The organism is Halorarius litoreus (genome assembly GCF_024362405.1).
Lineage (GTDB): Archaea > Halobacteriota > Halobacteria > Halobacteriales > Haloarculaceae > Halorarius > Halorarius litoreus.
Genome location: NZ_CP101454.1, coordinates 502,645 through 517,327 on the forward strand (window position 1 = coordinate 502,645; position 14,683 = coordinate 517,327).

Annotated in this window: 17 protein-coding genes and 1 tRNA gene; 10 read left to right on the plus strand and 8 right to left on the minus strand. The window is 68.5% G+C overall.

Annotated features, from left to right (window positions below; genetic code table 11):
* Positions 1-68: 68 nt before the first annotated feature.
* Both NL126_RS02730 and NL126_RS02735 read left to right on the plus strand, forming a co-directional pair.
* On the plus strand, positions 69-857 hold the full coding sequence (locus NL126_RS02730) for an enoyl-CoA hydratase/isomerase family protein (protein ID WP_255197376.1): 789 nt from the start codon (positions 69-71) through the stop codon (positions 855-857).
* 239 nt (positions 858-1,096) lie between these two features.
* Positions 1,097-1,321 (plus strand): DUF8142 family protein, encoded by a 225-nt coding sequence (locus tag NL126_RS02735; protein ID WP_255197377.1) that lies wholly within the window; start codon positions 1,097-1,099, stop codon positions 1,319-1,321.
* Positions 1,322-1,531: 210 nt separating this feature from the next.
* Here NL126_RS02735 and NL126_RS02740 read toward each other — a convergent pair.
* Positions 1,532-1,616: transfer RNA gene (locus tag NL126_RS02740), tRNA-Ser, on the minus strand.
* 181 nt (positions 1,617-1,797) lie between these two features.
* On the opposite strand from NL126_RS02740, the gene NL126_RS02745 reads away from it, so the two are divergent.
* Positions 1,798-2,745, plus strand: a complete 948-nt coding sequence (locus NL126_RS02745; protein WP_255197378.1) for an AAA family ATPase — start codon at positions 1,798-1,800, stop codon at positions 2,743-2,745.
* A gap of 90 nt (positions 2,746-2,835) precedes the next feature.
* Positions 2,836-3,078: a hypothetical protein gene (locus tag NL126_RS02750; protein WP_255197379.1), complete on the plus strand. Its 243-nt coding sequence runs from the start codon at positions 2,836-2,838 to the stop codon at positions 3,076-3,078.
* Positions 3,079-3,113: 35 nt separating this feature from the next.
* On the opposite strand, the gene NL126_RS02755 is transcribed toward NL126_RS02750, so the two are convergent.
* The 6 genes from NL126_RS02755 to NL126_RS02780 all read right to left on the minus strand — a co-directional run bounded on the left by NL126_RS02755 (position 3,114) and on the right by NL126_RS02780 (position 7,686).
* A complete protein-coding gene (locus NL126_RS02755; RefSeq protein ID WP_255197380.1) occupies positions 3,114-3,464 on the minus strand; it encodes a hypothetical protein in 351 nt (116 codons plus the stop codon).
* Entirely contained in the window at positions 3,464-4,006 is a 543-nt protein-coding gene (locus NL126_RS02760) for a hypothetical protein (RefSeq protein ID WP_255197381.1), read from the minus strand. The genes NL126_RS02755 and NL126_RS02760 overlap by 1 nt, the downstream gene beginning before the upstream one ends.
* A 405-nt stretch (positions 4,007-4,411) precedes the next feature.
* Complete coding sequence (locus tag NL126_RS02765) at positions 4,412-4,918, minus strand: DUF7519 family protein (RefSeq protein WP_255197382.1); 507 nt, start codon at positions 4,916-4,918, stop codon at positions 4,412-4,414.
* Entirely contained in the window at positions 4,915-6,228 is a 1,314-nt protein-coding gene (locus tag NL126_RS02770; protein ID WP_255197383.1) for a DUF58 domain-containing protein, read from the minus strand. The genes NL126_RS02765 and NL126_RS02770 overlap by 4 nt, the downstream gene beginning before the upstream one ends.
* On the minus strand, positions 6,221-6,787 hold the full coding sequence (locus tag NL126_RS02775; RefSeq protein ID WP_255197384.1) for a DUF7269 family protein: 567 nt from the start codon (positions 6,785-6,787) through the stop codon (positions 6,221-6,223). The genes NL126_RS02770 and NL126_RS02775 overlap by 8 nt, the downstream gene beginning before the upstream one ends.
* Positions 6,784-7,686 (minus strand): DUF4129 domain-containing protein, encoded by a 903-nt coding sequence (locus tag NL126_RS02780; protein WP_255197385.1) that lies wholly within the window; start codon positions 7,684-7,686, stop codon positions 6,784-6,786. Before NL126_RS02780 ends, NL126_RS02775 begins: the two co-directional genes overlap by 4 nt.
* Before the next feature lie 285 nt (positions 7,687-7,971).
* On the opposite strand from NL126_RS02780, the gene NL126_RS02785 reads away from it, so the two are divergent.
* Positions 7,972-8,655 (plus strand): helix-turn-helix domain-containing protein, encoded by a 684-nt coding sequence (locus tag NL126_RS02785; RefSeq protein WP_255197387.1) that lies wholly within the window; start codon positions 7,972-7,974, stop codon positions 8,653-8,655.
* Between the two features lie 67 nt (positions 8,656-8,722).
* Complete coding sequence (locus NL126_RS02790; protein ID WP_255197388.1) at positions 8,723-8,977, plus strand: MTH865 family protein; 255 nt, start codon at positions 8,723-8,725, stop codon at positions 8,975-8,977.
* On the opposite strand, the gene NL126_RS02795 is transcribed toward NL126_RS02790, so the two are convergent.
* Positions 8,968-9,621: a helix-turn-helix domain-containing protein gene (locus NL126_RS02795; RefSeq protein WP_255197389.1), complete on the minus strand. Its 654-nt coding sequence runs from the start codon at positions 9,619-9,621 to the stop codon at positions 8,968-8,970. The genes NL126_RS02790 and NL126_RS02795 overlap by 10 nt on opposite strands.
* 132 nt (positions 9,622-9,753) lie before the next feature.
* On the opposite strand from NL126_RS02795, the gene NL126_RS02800 reads away from it, so the two are divergent.
* The 4 genes from NL126_RS02800 to NL126_RS02815 all read left to right on the plus strand — a co-directional run bounded on the left by NL126_RS02800 (position 9,754) and on the right by NL126_RS02815 (position 14,608).
* Positions 9,754-11,697: an AMP-dependent synthetase/ligase gene (locus NL126_RS02800; RefSeq protein WP_255197390.1), complete on the plus strand. Its 1,944-nt coding sequence runs from the start codon at positions 9,754-9,756 to the stop codon at positions 11,695-11,697.
* Positions 11,698-12,117: 420 nt separating this feature from the next.
* Positions 12,118-12,450, plus strand: coding sequence for a helix-turn-helix domain-containing protein (locus tag NL126_RS02805; protein WP_255197391.1), 333 nt, complete (start codon positions 12,118-12,120; stop codon positions 12,448-12,450).
* Positions 12,451-12,510: 60 nt separating this feature from the next.
* Entirely contained in the window at positions 12,511-13,731 is a 1,221-nt protein-coding gene (locus tag NL126_RS02810; RefSeq protein ID WP_255197392.1) for an acyl-CoA dehydrogenase family protein, read from the plus strand.
* Positions 13,732-13,813: 82 nt separating this feature from the next.
* Positions 13,814-14,608, plus strand: coding sequence for a 2-oxo acid dehydrogenase subunit E2 (locus tag NL126_RS02815; RefSeq protein ID WP_255197393.1), 795 nt, complete (start codon positions 13,814-13,816; stop codon positions 14,606-14,608).
* The last annotated feature ends 75 nt before the right edge of the window (positions 14,609-14,683 follow it).

The following is a 14,683-nucleotide window of genomic DNA, read 5'->3' on the forward strand; positions in this document are numbered from 1 at the left end:
CCGCCGGCCACAAGAGGCTGTGCTAACCCGTGGCTCACCTTCTTGGTGCCGCGGTCGGACTCGAAGCCATGCACGAGGTAGGCAGCGGCCTCGCCACGCTCGACGTGGTCGGCCACCGCGCGGACGTGCGACTGAACCGCCCCGAGAAGCGCAACGCGATGACCGTCGAGTTGCTGGCGGACCTCGGCGACGCCATCGCCGAGGCCGACGCCCACGGTGACGTGCGCGCCATCACGCTGCTCGGCACGGGCGAGGTGTTCTGTGCCGGGATGGACCTCCACATGATGCGTGAGCGAGTCGACGAGGCGTCGGACGTCGCCCGCGACGCCTTCCCCGAGCTCCTCTCGACGCTCGACGGAACCGACGCGCCGACCGTCGCCGGCATCAAGCGCGCTGCCCCGGCAGGCGCGTTCGAACTCACCCTCCCCTGTGACTTCCGAATCCTCGGGGCCGACGCCAAGTACGGCGTCCTCGAAGTGCAACTGGGGACGTTTCCCCACGGTGGGGCAACCCAGCGACTGCCCCGACTGGTGGGACTCGCGACGGCCAAAGAACTCGTCTTGACTGGGGAGTTCATCGAGCCCGAGGACGCCGAACGGTGTGGACTCGTCAACGACGTGGTGCCGGACGACGAGGTCGACGAGGCGGCACAGGCGCTCGCCGACCGGCTCGCCGAGAACGCCCCGCTCGGGATGCGCAACGCGAAGAAGGCGCTGAACGCGGCACTGGAGACGCCGCTACAGGAGGGGCTCGCGCTCGAACGCGCGCTGGGAAAGGAACTCGATTCGACCCGCGACTACCGCGAGGGGTTCGAAGCACGCATCGAGGGCCGCGACCCAGAGTTCGAAGGGCGCTGAGACGGCCGACGCTCGGCGTTTCGGGAACGATGGGGAGAATGCTCCCGCGCAGGGAGCCGAAAGACGGAGTGGACGCCAGCCGCCAGTGGGGGGGAACACCGAGTCCGGGGGGAGAACTCGGGGGGTGGCCAACGTCCGCAGATGAGGTGATGGAGGCTTGATACAAGTATTTTTGGGTGAAATTATCTCTCGTACTCACGTCCCGCGCGGTTTTTACTCGTTCGGCCCCGAGTCCGGGTATGACCGACGACGGCGAGGGGCTGAGCCGTAAGCAGGCGTTCTACGCCATGCTCCCCTTCCTCCTGCTCGGACTGGCGGACGTCGTGCTCTTGCTCGAGTGGGGACTCGACCCGCTGTGGGGGTTCATGATCCTCCCCCCGATTCTCTTCGTGAGCGTGCTCGCGTGGATCGCCTTCAGAGGCGGGCTCGCCCGCGACCGGACGGGCGACCCGCGCGTCGAGTAGCGAGGAGTCGGCAGAGTTCTCCAGATACGACCGGAGCGGGACATCACCCTGGAGTGAGCGGTGAGATTTGAACTACGGTCGCTCCGTGCCGAGGCGCGTCGCTTCGCTCGCGCCTCGCAGTCGCTCCCTAGTTCAAACTCACGCGGCGCTCCCCGCTCACGACTTCGAGCACACGCTACGCGGTGCTCGAAGCGTGGTTCGCGGTAGAAGCGCCGAGGGTGAGATTTGAACTCACGTGTCCGTGAGGACAGCAGATTTCGAATCTGCCGCCTTGGCCGGGCTAGGCTACCTCGGCTCACCTGGTACTGTGCCGGTGGCGACTTTAGGGATTACGGTTCGGCGCCACGCAAACCCCTTGCTCGTCCGTCATGAACGGCCGGGTATGCGCTCGCGAGTTCGACACGGCTGTCCGGTCGTTCTTCGACCTCGACGACGAGCCCCGACAGGAATAAACGGTCCCCGTACGGCATCCGGATATGGACATCGACGCGGCAAGCGCCGACTGTCAGGCCGTCCTCGACGCCGTCGGTGAGGCGGTCATCGCGGACCGCGAGTTCTTAGAGACCGTCATCATCGGCGCGGTCGCCCGCGGCCACGTCCTCCTCGAAGACGTTCCGGGAACGGGCAAGACCCTCACCGCCCGCTCGCTCGCGACGGCGCTCGGCCTCTCGTTCTCGCGCGTCCAGTTCACCCCCGACCTCCTCCCCTCGGACGTCACGGGAACGCACGTCTACAACGAACGCGACCGCAGCTTCGAGTTCCGCGAGGGCCCCATCTTCGCCAACGTCGTCCTCGCAGACGAGATCAACCGCGCACCCCCCAAGACGCAATCCGCGCTCCTCGAGGCGATGGAGGAGGAGCAGGTGACCGTCGACGGCGACACCCATCCCCTGCCCCAGCCGTTCCTCGTCATCGCGACGCAGAACCCCGTCGAGCAGGAGGGGACCTTCTCACTTCCCGAAGCCCAGCTCGACCGCTTCGTGGTCAAGACCGCCGTGGGCTACCCCGAGGAGGAGGGCGAGGTCGAACTGCTCCGCCTCCGCGCGGGCCGCGCGGAGCGTTCGCCGTCGGTCGAGCGCGTGCTCGACCCCGAGCGCGTCCGAGCCATCCGGGCGGCGCCCGAGGAGATTCGCGTCGACGAGGACCTGCTCTACTACATGGCCCAGCTGTCACGGAGAACGCGAGCGGACCGCCGGGTCGCCGTCGGGGTCTCACCCCGCGGCACCCAGCGACTGTTCGAGGCCTCCCGGGCGCGAGCGGTCGTCCTCGGCCGCGAGTACGTCACCCCCGACGACGTGAAGCACGTGGCGGTCCCCGTCCTCGCCCATCGACTCGTCCTCACGCCCGACGCGAAAGTCGAAGACGTGGCCAAGGCGCGAGTCATCCGCGAGACGCTCGACGAGGTACCGGTCCCGACGCTCTAGGGTTATCAGGAAGCGTATAAGGAGCTACACCAGACGTTATTCAAAACCAACGGTAGATTTACCACATAGTCATCTATCCGTTCACCCAGAATGGAATCTGACGTTAAATCGAGACTCAATAGCAAAGAATGGACCACGATTCGTGATTTCGTCGACGACGAGGACGGGTTCCGGCTGCCGAGGTACGAAGCGAAGTACGTCGAGCAGCCGGGGATGGAGTACGTCGAGAACGACCTCGTGCTGGTGAAGCAGGTCAGCTCGATCAGCGGCGCGGAGCAGATCTACCACCTTCCCAAGGGCGTCTTCGAGGGCGTCGTCGACTCCCTCACGTGACGCAGACGCCGTCGAGACGCACCGCCCACGCCACCCTACCCCGATAGGTTTCGGACCCGTTCGAGCGCCCGATACTCTCGACGTTCGGCGAGCGCCGTCGCCACGACCAGCAGACCGACGAGCGCCGCCCCGACGACCTTCGAGTCGCCCGCGTCGAGCGCGTCGAGCGTGTGATGCAGGAAGAACACGTCGACCACAGGGGAGCCGTGTATCGCCTTCAGCTGTGCGGCCGCGACCGGACTCACCCAGTGGACGTCCGGCACCATCGCCCACACGCCCCCGAGCAGCGCCACCAGTCGCGGATACCGAACGCCGGGAACGAGATACGTCACGACGAGTACCGTGATGGCCGCACCGAACGCGAAGTGGGCGATGGCGAGCGACATTACAGCGCCGCGTCGGCGTACGCCTCCAGCCCCCGCACCGTGGGCCGGAGGTACGAATCCCGGTAGGCGTCGAGGTCGTTCTGCAGCAGGTTGAACCGCATGTAGACCATCGCCGCCAGCACCTCCCGGAACCCCGACATCGAGAGGTCGCTGGCCTGTTCGCCGGAGTCCGGCGGACAGTCGGCGGGACGTATCGGGAGCATGACGACCGTGTCCGGAATCCCGGCGTCACCGGTGAACAGCAGGTCCTTCACGCTCCCGTCGTCGTTCGGTTCGTGGACCGAGAGGAGGGCGCCGCTCGCGATCATGTCCGTCGGGTCCTCGGACACCTCGATGCCCACGACCGCGATGACGAAGTCGGCGTCCGTCCCCGTCAGGGCGTCCGTGAAGGCTGCGTGTGCGGACTCGAACCGCTCGGCGAACGTCGCGTCGTCGAGGTCCTGTACCGCGTTGTAGAGCGTCCCCAGGCTCCGGGTCTCGTCGCGCACCGCCTCGCGCAGCGCGTCGGGGAGGTCGTGTTCGAGGTCCAGGCGTTCGGGCATTGCCGCTGATTGGGCGCCGGGCAGGAAAAACGGCTAGGTGACACTGCGGGGTGGAACGATGACGGGAACGCAGGTGACGACACCTCGAAAGCCCCGACGCGCTACGGTCGCGCGGCTCGCTGCGCTCCTCGGGGCTCACCTCGCTACGCTCGGTTCACCACCTCCGGTGCTTGCATCGCCGGGCTTCCCGTAGCGCGTCGCCCCTTTCAGTCCCACCCACGTCGCGTGACCAACCTAGCAATGCGGTGGGACTGAAAGGGGCCGGTCGCTCGTCGTGGTGAGACGAAGTAAGCACCGCAGGTGTCGGCACTCCGTGCCGACCCGAGGAGCGCAGCGAGTCGAGCAGACGAGCGACCGGGGGCTTTCGAGGTGGTTACATCCGAGACGCCACAAGCGGAGCAGTCATCACCGCAACACAGCCACGATGAGCGTGGCGCCGAACAACAGGAGGAACACCGCGAGCAGGGGCTGCCCCCCGCCCGCCACCCGGAACACGCCGTAGACGAACGCTGCGCCGACCACGGCGACGGCGAGACTCGCCGCGGCGTGGACGAGTTCGAGCCGTTCGGTCCGGGCACGGCGGCCCAGTTGCTCGCCGACGGAGAGCGCGTTGTCACCGACGTCCCACGCCAGCACCGTCGCAGCAGCCGAGATTACGAGCAGTTCGGGGGGCGTTCCATACACCCCGCCGACGAGGAGGCCGACGACGAGCACGGCGACGGCGACCCCGAGCGTCCGGCGCGACTGCTCGCGCAGGGCGTAGGCGAACAGCCCGGTGGCGAGGACCCCGATGCCGATGGCCGGGACGACGGGCGCGAGCGCGAGCGCAGCGACCAGCCCCGCCGCGAGCGTGAGCCCCTGCCCGACGTTCGAGGGGCCGGCGACGAACGCGCCCTCCGAGTCGGCCGTCACGCCGACCACCTCGTTCGGGCCTCCGCAATCGCCGTCGCCAGCGACTCCTCGCCCCAGTCGACGACCCGAATGCCCGCACCCCGCAGGTTCGACAACCGGAGGTCGCGCTCGGCGCGGGCGAGCGCGCGTCCCGGCGACCCCGAGTCACAGGGGTTCGGAGAGATGACCGTCACGCGGTGCCCGTAGGCGTCGAGTCGTCGCGCCACACTCAGGATGTACTCGTCGGTCATCGGCGAGAAGAGGACGACCTGCGTCTCCGGGGAGAGCCGCCGCCGCAGGCGGTCGAGCCGGATGCTCGCGTAGAACGGGCGGTCCGCGGGCGTGGCGGCGAACGCGGGGTCCGTCGCCAGTAGGTGGCGGGCGCGGGCCCGGTGCTCGTCGCCGGCGCCGGGCTGGAGGAAGGCGTCGGTCGGGCCGTACGCGACGAGCCCCACCTGGTCGCCGGTCGCCAGCAGGGAGGTGAACGCCTCGCCCGCCGCGGCGACCGACCGCTCGATGGCCGAGGCGCCGTCCTCCGAGCCGACGTGCGCCGCCTCGCGCGTGTCGACGACGAGCTGGACGGTGGCGGCCTGCTCCTGCCGGTACTCGACGGTGGCGAACTCCCCCGTGCGGGCGGCCCGTCGCCAGTCGATACGCGAGATGGGGTCGCCCGGTCGGTAGTCGCGGACGGCGTGGAACTCGGTCCCGGCGCCGCCCGTGTCGGTCGCCACGCGCCCCGTGTACTGGGTGGTCTGTGCGCGCAGCGGGATGGGCACGCCCGTCGAGAGCGTCGGGACGCAGGTGAGTTGCGTCGGCTCGCTGGTCTCGACGGTCGTCTCCCGCTCGATGGCCCCCGAGAACCCCCGGAGGAGGACGGTCGCGGGGTCGAACTCGTGGGCCCCCCGCGTCGCCTCGACGGTGTAGCGGAGCGTCGCGTGCTTGCCGGGTCGCAGCGCCGTCCCGAGCCGCGGCGACCCCTCGACGACGTTCAGTCCCGGCGGAACGCCGTCGACGAGCCGCACGTCCGGGAGCGTCGAGTCACCGACGTTCCGCACCCGGACGGTCACGGTCACGAGGTCGCCCGGCGCGGCGTCCGTTCGGTCGAGTTCTCGGACGAGTTCGAGCGCGCCCGTCGGCGGGGCCGCGACCGCCGCGTAGGCGACGAAGACGACGCCGACGCCACCCGCGAGCAGGAGCGCGGGCTGGGCGACGGCGATGCCGAGCGCGGCGGCGACGAGCGCGACGGCACCCACCCCGACCCAGCGGCTGGTTTCGCGGTCGACCGTCTCGGGAGTGGTGCGGTCGGCGGGGTCCGCGACCGGCTCACTCATCGCCAACCCCCGCCCGTCGGGCGATGGCGTGCGCGGCGTGCTTCGCCTGGACGGTAAACGAGTAGCTGCCGGAGACCGAACTCCGGAGTCGCTCGCCGAACGACGCCTCCGTCGAGTCCACCGGCTCGGTCGCGAAGAACGCCGCCGCGACGGGGTCGTCCGTCCACTCGCCGCTGTCGAGCATGTCGAGTGCCACCTCGCGCGGGTGGCCCTCCCGCGCGAGCGTGGCGAGAGCCGCGGCCTCCAGCCGCTCGCGTATCTCGGCGCGCGCCGCGTCGTTCGCCCGGTCACGCCGGGGGGCGATGGCCGCGAGCGCCGTGTCGAACTCGTCGCCCGGCACCGGGTGGTCGGGCGGTGACTCCACCGCGGGCAGCGTGGCGGTGTCGCGGTCGGTGTCGAGCCGACTGCGGACGAGCGCGAGCCCGACGAGCAGGGCCAGCCCGCCGACGGCGAGAATCGCCCCGTACGAGAGCGGCAGCCCCACACCGAGCGTGGGGACGAACACGACGACGAGGCCGCCGAGCGCGGCGACCGCCCCGACGACGAGTACCCGGCTCACGCGAACCCCGCCTCGATGTTCCGGAGGGCGTCGAGCGCCGCCTGCTCGCGTTCCTCGGTCACGGCCGCACCGCCGTATCTGACCGCCTCGAACAGTTCGGTGAGCGCCTCGACGTCCTCGCGGGCCATCCCGGCGTCGACTGCGGCCGCGGCGAACTCGTTCGGCGTGCTCGACTGCGGGTTCGCCACGTCGAGGTGGCCCGTCATCTCGCGCCACGCCCGATAGACCTCGTTGTCCGTGACCGCGCCGCGGGCGATGCGGTCGGCGGCCTCGCCAGCGACGCGGCCCACCGCTTGCACGTCCGTGCCCTCGTCCGGAAGCGGGTCGGGTTCGGGGGTGAACTCGTCGTCACCCGTCGCGCGCACGAGAACGAGACCCGCGGCGAGCAGCGCGAGGCAGAACAGCGCCGCAAGCACCGTCGGTGGGTCCGTCGCTGGGACCGCGGCCTCGCTCCCCCCGGGGACGCCGCCGGCAGGGATGAGCGAGGTGTTGTTCGCGCTCCCACCGCCGCGGTTCAGCCCGTCACCACCCCCACCGGACTGGAGCAGGAGGTAGAGGAAGCCGGCGAGGACGACACCGATACCAGCGACGGTGGCGATTCCCCGCAGGCCGTGTTGGCGGTAGAACTGATAGAGCGTGTAGAGGCTCGCGACGGCGAACAGCAGGAACAGGAGGCGACCGAACCACTCGACGAGCCAGCCCGGCGGCGACGTGCTCGTGGGGTCGTCGGGCGAGAAGTCGATGGCGAACGGCTCGCTGCCGATGCCGGCGCTCCCGGTGTCGCCCGCGCCGAAGCCGCCGGAGCCGCCGCCCGGCTCGTCGATGGTGGCGGCCGCGACGCTGATGGCGAGTACCGCGAGCAGGGCCAGGAGGACCGAAACCACACGACTGCGTTCCACGGCGGCTGTAGTCTATGTGGGCTGTTGAGCCTTTCCCACGGCAGGCGGGCGGGTCGCGGGCTCGTGTCGCAAAACCGACCGACGAGCGAGCCCCGAGCGAGTGGGACGGATCATCGATCGGTCAGTGGGAAGCCGTGGGCAAAAACGTAGTCCAGAGTGCAATCGAGATTGCAGTGACCTGACGACCCCGCGGCCCGTCCGCCGGCGGTGGCTCCGCCCACGGTATAAATATCGTCGGAGTCATCCGGCAGTCGACCTAAGCGGTCGTGGTCGGACCGTCGGATTATGCGACACGCGCGGTTCCTCCTGCGGAGCCGGGACGGCTCCTTCGAACTCGTCGGCCGCGAGGCACCGCCCACCGTCGAGCCGGAGGCCCTGCTCCACCTCGACCTGCTGGGAGACGGCACTGGGGTGACGCTCTACCGACTCACGGGCGACCGCGGCGCGATGCGCCAGACGCTCGACGCCGCCGAGCCGGTGTGCTCGTACGACATCTTCGACGCCGGCGACGACGACGACGCGTTCCACGCTCGCGTCCACTTCGAGCCACGAGACCCGGTCGCCACGCTGCTGGAACTCATCTCCGAACACCGGCTCACCATCGAGCCCCCACTCGAATTCGTCGGCACCGACGCGCTCCGCGTGCGGGTCGCCGGCCACCAGGACGCCATCCGGCAGGCCGCCGAGGGCATCCCCGACTCGCTCATCGTCACGCTGGAGCGCGCCGGCGAGTACGAGCCCGCGACCGACTCGATGGCGAGCGTGCTCACCGACCGGCAGCGACAGGTGCTCGCGACGGCCGTCGAGTGTGGCTACTACGACACGCCGCGGACGGCGACCCAAGCGGACGTGGCCGACGCCCTCGACTGTTCGGCGGGCACTGTCGGCGAACACCTGCGGAAGATCCAGGCGCGCGTGCTCCGCGAGGTGGCGGAGGTCGACCGCGCACCGGTCGCCGCGAAGCGGTAGCGCATATAAAGCCCCGCACAGTAGCGGCGATAGTTCCAGGGGAGTCGCGTCCAGAGGGTGAGACGCAATGGCAGACGAAGCTAACGTCCGCGAGCAGTTCACCGAGGCGTTCAAAGGCGCGAACTACCCCGTCAACAGCCCGATGGACCTCGTCCCGGCGCTCCCGAACGGCCCGGCGACGCAGTTCGAGATCGGCGACGAGACCATCACCGCGATGGAGCTCAACCAGAAGGCCGCCGGCGAGGCGGACTACCCCTACGAGACCGTCGAGGAGCTCGTCGACGACCTCATCGAGGGGATGAAGGACCGCGACTACCTCTGAGGCAGCACGCCCTTCAGAACCGTCGACTCGATCTTTCTTAGGTGCTCACCGACCGTCCCCGTAGAGATATCGAGGCGGTCCGCGATGTCCTGGTAGTTGGCCTGCCGTGGCTCCTCGTAGTAGCCGGCCTCGACCGCCGCCCGCAGCGTCTCGCGCTGGCGCTCGGTCAACTGCGCGTACAGCCCGTGGTCGGTCGGAACGTAGTCGCCCGTTCCCAACAGGCGCAACCGAACCTCCTCGGTCATCGCTCCCATCGCCTCGCGGAACGTCTCCAGTTCGCCGATGGCCGTCACCCGCAGCGCCCCACGGTCGGCGTACTGCATCGGCATATCGAGCACGAGGTCGTGGTTCTGGGGAATCGAGTAGATGCGTTCGAGCAGCGCGTTCGGCGTGAACTGGGTGTGGGCGAACACGCGCTCGCCGAGCGCGGTCGTCGACGCCGACACCACCGCCTCGTGGTCGTCGAGCACCGTCTGGGCCGTCTCGCGGTCGCCCTGGAGCTCGTACAGCGAGACGACCGTCCCGTCGTCGAGCAGCCGGAACCGGTGGATGGCCCGCCGCTCGAGGCCGGCGGCATCGAGCGACGCCTCGATGGGGTGGAACTGCCCGTCAGGGGGCACGAGCAGGAACGTGATGAATCGCACACCGGAGGAGTCCACCAGCGACAGAAAAAACCCTTCTGCCGTCCCGGCCCGGCTGTTTTAAACACGGTGCAAATAAGAAGTCCCGTAGATACGCGGCAGAAGTCCGTTGGGGTGCGAGCGTAGCCCCTCTGTATGGACGGCAACTGGCGCGAGGCAGAGCGCGCCTACGAGGACTACGTCACCCAGGAGGGGACGATACCGGAACTGTTCGAGGAGAGTGTTCGAAGACACGGTGACAACGACGCCCAGTGGTACAAGGGGGGCGTCGTCGACCGCTCGCTGGCGGGCGTCGCGTTCGACCCTGCCCCGCCGGGCGAGTTCGCGTCGCTCACCTACGACGAGCTACACGCCATCGTGCAGCGGCTCGCCGCGGGGTTTCGGGAGTTGGGCGTCGAGGCGGGCGACCGCGTCGGCATCCACGCGAACACGCGCCCGGAGTGGGCCCAGACCGACTTCGCGCTGCTCGCCGCGGGGGCGACCGTCACGACGGTCTACACCGAATCGTCGCCCCAGCGGGTCCAGTACCTGCTCTCTGACCCCTCGGCGACGGGCGTCATATGCGGCTCGGGCAAACTGGCCGAAACTGTCCTCTCGGTGCGCGACGACCTCGACCTCTCGTTCGTCGTCGTGATGGACGACTACGAGTCCGACCACGAGGACGTCTACATGCTCGCCGACGTGTACGAACTCGGTGAAGAAGCGGGCACCGACGACTACGACGACTGGGTCGCTGCGAGCGAGCCGAGCGACGTGGCGAGCATCATCTACACGTCGGGGACGACGGGCAAGCCGAAGGGCGTTCAGTTGACGCACCGCAACTTCCGGTCGAACGTTGCACAGGTCAGAAAGCGGTTCGGCCCCCGCCCCGACAAGGACGACGACCTGATGACCATCGACGCGGAGACGCGCGTCCTCTCGTTCCTCCCGCTCGCGCACGTCTTCGAGCGCACGGCGGGCCACTTCTCGATGTTCGCCGCCGGCGGGACCGTCGCGTACGCCGAGTCGACCGATACGGTGGGTGAGGACCTGAAGCTCGTCGGACCGAACGGCGCGACCTCGGTCCCCCGGCTCTACGAGCGCGTCTACAGTCAGATCAAGGAGGAGGCGCCCGACGGTATCCAGGGTCGCATCTTCGAGTGGGCCATCGACGTAGCCCGCGACTACGGCGCGGTGAAGCGCGAGCCCGAGGACGCCGGCACGCTCCTGAAGGCGAAACACGCCGTCGCCGACCGGCTCGTCTTCTCACAGATTCGCGAGGAGCTCGGCGGCAACATCGACGCGTTCATCTCGGGTGGGGGGTCCATCCCGCGGGAACTCACCGAGCTGTTCGACGGCATGGGGATGCCCATCAATCAGGGGTACGGGCTGACGGAGACCTCGCCCGTCGTGGCGACGAGTCCCGCCGAGGCACCGAAACACGGCTCGCTCGGCCCGCCGGTGCCCGACACGCAGGTGAAACTCGACCCGTCGGTCGTCGACCCGGAGACGAAAGCGAGCGCCGACGGCGACATCGGCGAACTGCTCGTGCGGGGGCCGCAGGTGTTCGAGGGCTACCTGAACAAGCCGGAGGCGACCGCCGACGCGTTCGACGGGCCGTGGTTCCGCACTGGCGATATCATCGAGCAGGACGACGACGGCTACCTCATCTACCGCGACCGGCTCAAGCAGCTCGTCGTGCTCGACACGGGGAAGAACGTCGCGCCCCAGCCCATCGAGGACGACCTCGTCGCCACCGACCTCATCGACCAGGCCATGCTGCTCGGTGACGACGAGAAGTTCCTCGGCGCGCTCATCGTGCCGGACGTGGAGGCGCTCCGGCGGCGGGCCGAGAAGAAGGGCGTCTCGCTGCCCGACGACCGCGCCGCGCTCGTGGCCGACGACCGCGTCCGAGAGTGGCTCGACGAGACGGTCGACGAGGTGAACGCGACGCTCGACAAACACGAGCGGGTCCGCGGCTTCAGACTGGTGGCCGAGGAGTGGACCGCCGACAACGAAATGTTGACGCCGTCGATGAAGAAGAAGCGCCGCGTCCTCCGCGAGGAGTACGCCGACGAGATCGCCGAACTGTACGGCTGAGCCGCCACGGCGACACGGACACGACTGTGCCGTCACCGAGACATGGTACGGCGCCGGAGCGCACTATTTTAAGCAGCAATCGGTCGTAATAAGTGGATTATGGGTGTAATCACAGAGCCCACGATACCAGCCACCGGGTTCGACCTCGGACGCATCACCCAGGTCGGCGGTGGCGTGCACATCGAACTCGAGCGGGTCGTCCCGCTGGGGGGTGATGTGATGCCGTTCTTCCAGCGGGACGGACTTCGAAGCGTTCGAAGCCGAGGTGCGGGCCGACGAACTCGTCGAGGAACTGGTCGCCGTCGCCCGCGTCGGTGACCGCGTCCTCTACCACGTCACGTGGGGCGAGACCGCTCAGAACCTCACCGAGATTCTGAGCGGGAGCAACGCGACCATCCTCGAAGCGCACGGCAACAGCCCGTGGCTGTTCCGCCTCCGCTTCAACGACCACCGAGGGCTCCGCGACTTTCACAACCGCTGTATGGACGAGGGCATCGAGTTCCACGTCGAGCGCATCTACCGCTCGAAGAGGACCAGGACGCCACCTACACGTTCGACCTCACGCCCGAGCAGCAGACGGCGCTCGTCGCCGCCGTCGAGGGTGGCTTCTTCGGCGTCCGCCGCGGCATCACCCTCACCGAGATCGCCGAAGACCTCAGCATCAGCCAGCAGGCCGCCTCCGAGCGCATCCGCCGGGCGGAGGACACGGTGCTCCGGGCAGTGTTGATGAACCGGTCTGCCGCGGACTTCTAATATAAACGGCCGCAGATTGCACGGGCAACGGTCGTGGGCCGTGGGTCGGACAGAGCAGGTATGAGCGAGGCAGTGACCGACGAGCGCGACACCGAGCAGTTCCGCCAGGACCTCCGCGAGTACCTGAACGAGGAGATCGACCCCATCGTGGACGAGGCCGACGCGAACGGCCCGATGAGCCGCGAGGAACTCCTCGGGTACCTGAACGACCTCCGCGAACTCGGCGTCGGATTCGACCCCGAAACGGCGCCCCGATACTTCGGCGACCTGCCGCGGTTCGCGGTCGCGAGTGAAGAGATTTCCCGGGTGTGGCCCTCGCTGAACGTCGCCATCCAGATGTCGTTCCCCTCGCTGTTCGTCCGCTACGCGAGCGAGCAGACGCAGGCGACCGAACTCGACAAACTCCAGCGCGGCGAGTGTATCGGCTGTCTCGCCGTCACCGAGCCCGAGGGCGGATCGGACACGGCCCGACCGAACACGGTCGCCGAGAAGGACGGCGACGAGTACGTCATCAACGGCGCGAAGACGTGGGTCGGCAACGGCGGCATCTGTGACGTGGCGCTCGTCGTCGCCCACGACGAGCAGATGGGTGCCTCCGACATGTTCCTCGTCTCTGCGGAGAACAGCCCGTTCGAGACGGAGACGCTCGACAAACTCGGGTGGAAGGGCGTCAACAACGCCACGATGTACTTCGACGACGTTCGGGTGCCAGAGGAGAACAAGCTGATGAACATCATCGCGAACGCGATGGCAGAGGGCGAGCAGATGACCGACATCGTCCCGTTCCCCGAGAGCGTCACGGACCTGTTCGCCACCCAGAAACCGCTCAACGCGACGTTCTCGTTCATGCGGACGGGGATGGCGTACATGGCCATCGGCATCATGGAGGCCGCCTTCGAAGAGGCCTGCGAGCGCGCGACCGACCGGGAGACGTTCGGCAAGCCCATCGGCAAACACCAACTGGTCCAGGAGAAGCTGTACGACATGAACGCCGACCTGGAGTGTGCCCGCGGCCTGGCACGGACGGCACGTGAGGCGCTCGAAGAGGGGTCGCTCGACGCCCGCCGACTCACCTCGCTCGCCAAGGGTCGCTGCTGTGAGCTGTCGAAGAACGTCACCGACGACGCCCTGCAGGTGTGGGGTGGCGAGGGCCTGAAGACCGAGAACCGACTCGAACGCTACTACCGCGACGCCCGTGTGATGACGATTCCCGACGGGACGACGGAGATTCAGAAACTCATCGTCGGGAAGGAGCTGACCGGCGAGGCGGCGTACAAGTAGCGACCCCAGACCGGCGCCCCTCGAGTCGCGAGGTATCCCACCCAGGGCGTACGGATTTCTCGTCGGGCGTCCTTCTATCCGTATGAGCACCCGTTCTCCCATCCCCGAGCGACTCTCCCCGCAACGGCAGTTGACGGTCGACTACATGCGGATGGCCGGGCGACGGAGCAACGTCCACGGGCTCGTCGAGGTGGACGTGACCGAGGCACGGCGGCGCATCCAGGCCATCGAGGACGAGACGGGCGAGCAGCTCTCGTTCACCGCGTTCCTCGTGGCCGCGCTGGGCGCAGCCGTGGACGAGCACCCACACGTCCAGGCGTACCGTGACTGTCGGGGGCGGGTCCACCAGTTCGACGACGTCGACGTGAACGTCCTGGTCGAGCGACCCGTCGACGGCGAGCGCGTCGGCGTCCCCCACGTCGTGCGGGCCGCAAACCGGCGGTCGGTTCGGTCGATTCACGACGAGATTCGCCGGGTACAGACGACGCCCGATACGACCCCCCCGTCGCGGTGGCGCTCGCTGGCATCGCGACTGCCCGGTGTGGTCCGGCGACAGCTGTGGCGGCTTCCGCAGCTGTTTCCCCGGCAGTGGACGCAACTCGCCGGCACGGTCGCCGTGACCTCCGTGGGGATGTTCGGGACGGGCAACGGCTGGGCCATCAGCCCGACGAACTACACGTTGCAACTGACCGTCGGTGGCATCGGAACGAAGCCGCACATCGTCGACGGGGAACTCACGACTCGCGAGTATCTCAGTCTCACCGTGACGTTCGACCACGACGTCGTCGACGGTGCGCCCGCCGCCCGGTTCGTCCAGCGGCTGACCGAACACGTGGAAGCCGCTCGCGGGCTCGACGAGCGGCACCGGGAGGAGTGAACGGACGGCAACAACGTATTGTCACACAAGCACGTCACCCCCGACAATGTCGCGGACACGTGCCCCCCACTACAG

Coding starts and splice junctions, on each gene's coding strand:
- NL126_RS02755 (WP_255197380.1), bottom strand. CDS start 3,464: ATGTCGCTCGCCATCGCCCACTTCGCGTTCGGTGCGGCCATCACGGTA.
- NL126_RS02790 (WP_255197388.1), top strand. CDS start 8,723: ATGGCAGACGAAGCTAACGTCCGCGAGCAGTTCACCGAGGCGTTCAAA.
- NL126_RS02810 (WP_255197392.1), top strand. CDS start 12,511: ATGAGCGAGGCAGTGACCGACGAGCGCGACACCGAGCAGTTCCGCCAG.
- NL126_RS02760 (WP_255197381.1), bottom strand. CDS start 4,006: ATGCCCGAACGCCTGGACCTCGAACACGACCTCCCCGACGCGCTGCGC.
- NL126_RS02750 (WP_255197379.1), top strand. CDS start 2,836: ATGGAATCTGACGTTAAATCGAGACTCAATAGCAAAGAATGGACCACG.
- NL126_RS02815 (WP_255197393.1), top strand. CDS start 13,814: ATGAGCACCCGTTCTCCCATCCCCGAGCGACTCTCCCCGCAACGGCAG.
- NL126_RS02800 (WP_255197390.1), top strand. CDS start 9,754: ATGGACGGCAACTGGCGCGAGGCAGAGCGCGCCTACGAGGACTACGTC.
- NL126_RS02735 (WP_255197377.1), top strand. CDS start 1,097: ATGACCGACGACGGCGAGGGGCTGAGCCGTAAGCAGGCGTTCTACGCC.
- NL126_RS02785 (WP_255197387.1), top strand. CDS start 7,972: ATGCGACACGCGCGGTTCCTCCTGCGGAGCCGGGACGGCTCCTTCGAA.
- NL126_RS02730 (WP_255197376.1), top strand. CDS start 69: ATGCACGAGGTAGGCAGCGGCCTCGCCACGCTCGACGTGGTCGGCCAC.
- NL126_RS02770 (WP_255197383.1), bottom strand. CDS start 6,228: ATGAGTGAGCCGGTCGCGGACCCCGCCGACCGCACCACTCCCGAGACG.
- NL126_RS02745 (WP_255197378.1), top strand. CDS start 1,798: ATGGACATCGACGCGGCAAGCGCCGACTGTCAGGCCGTCCTCGACGCC.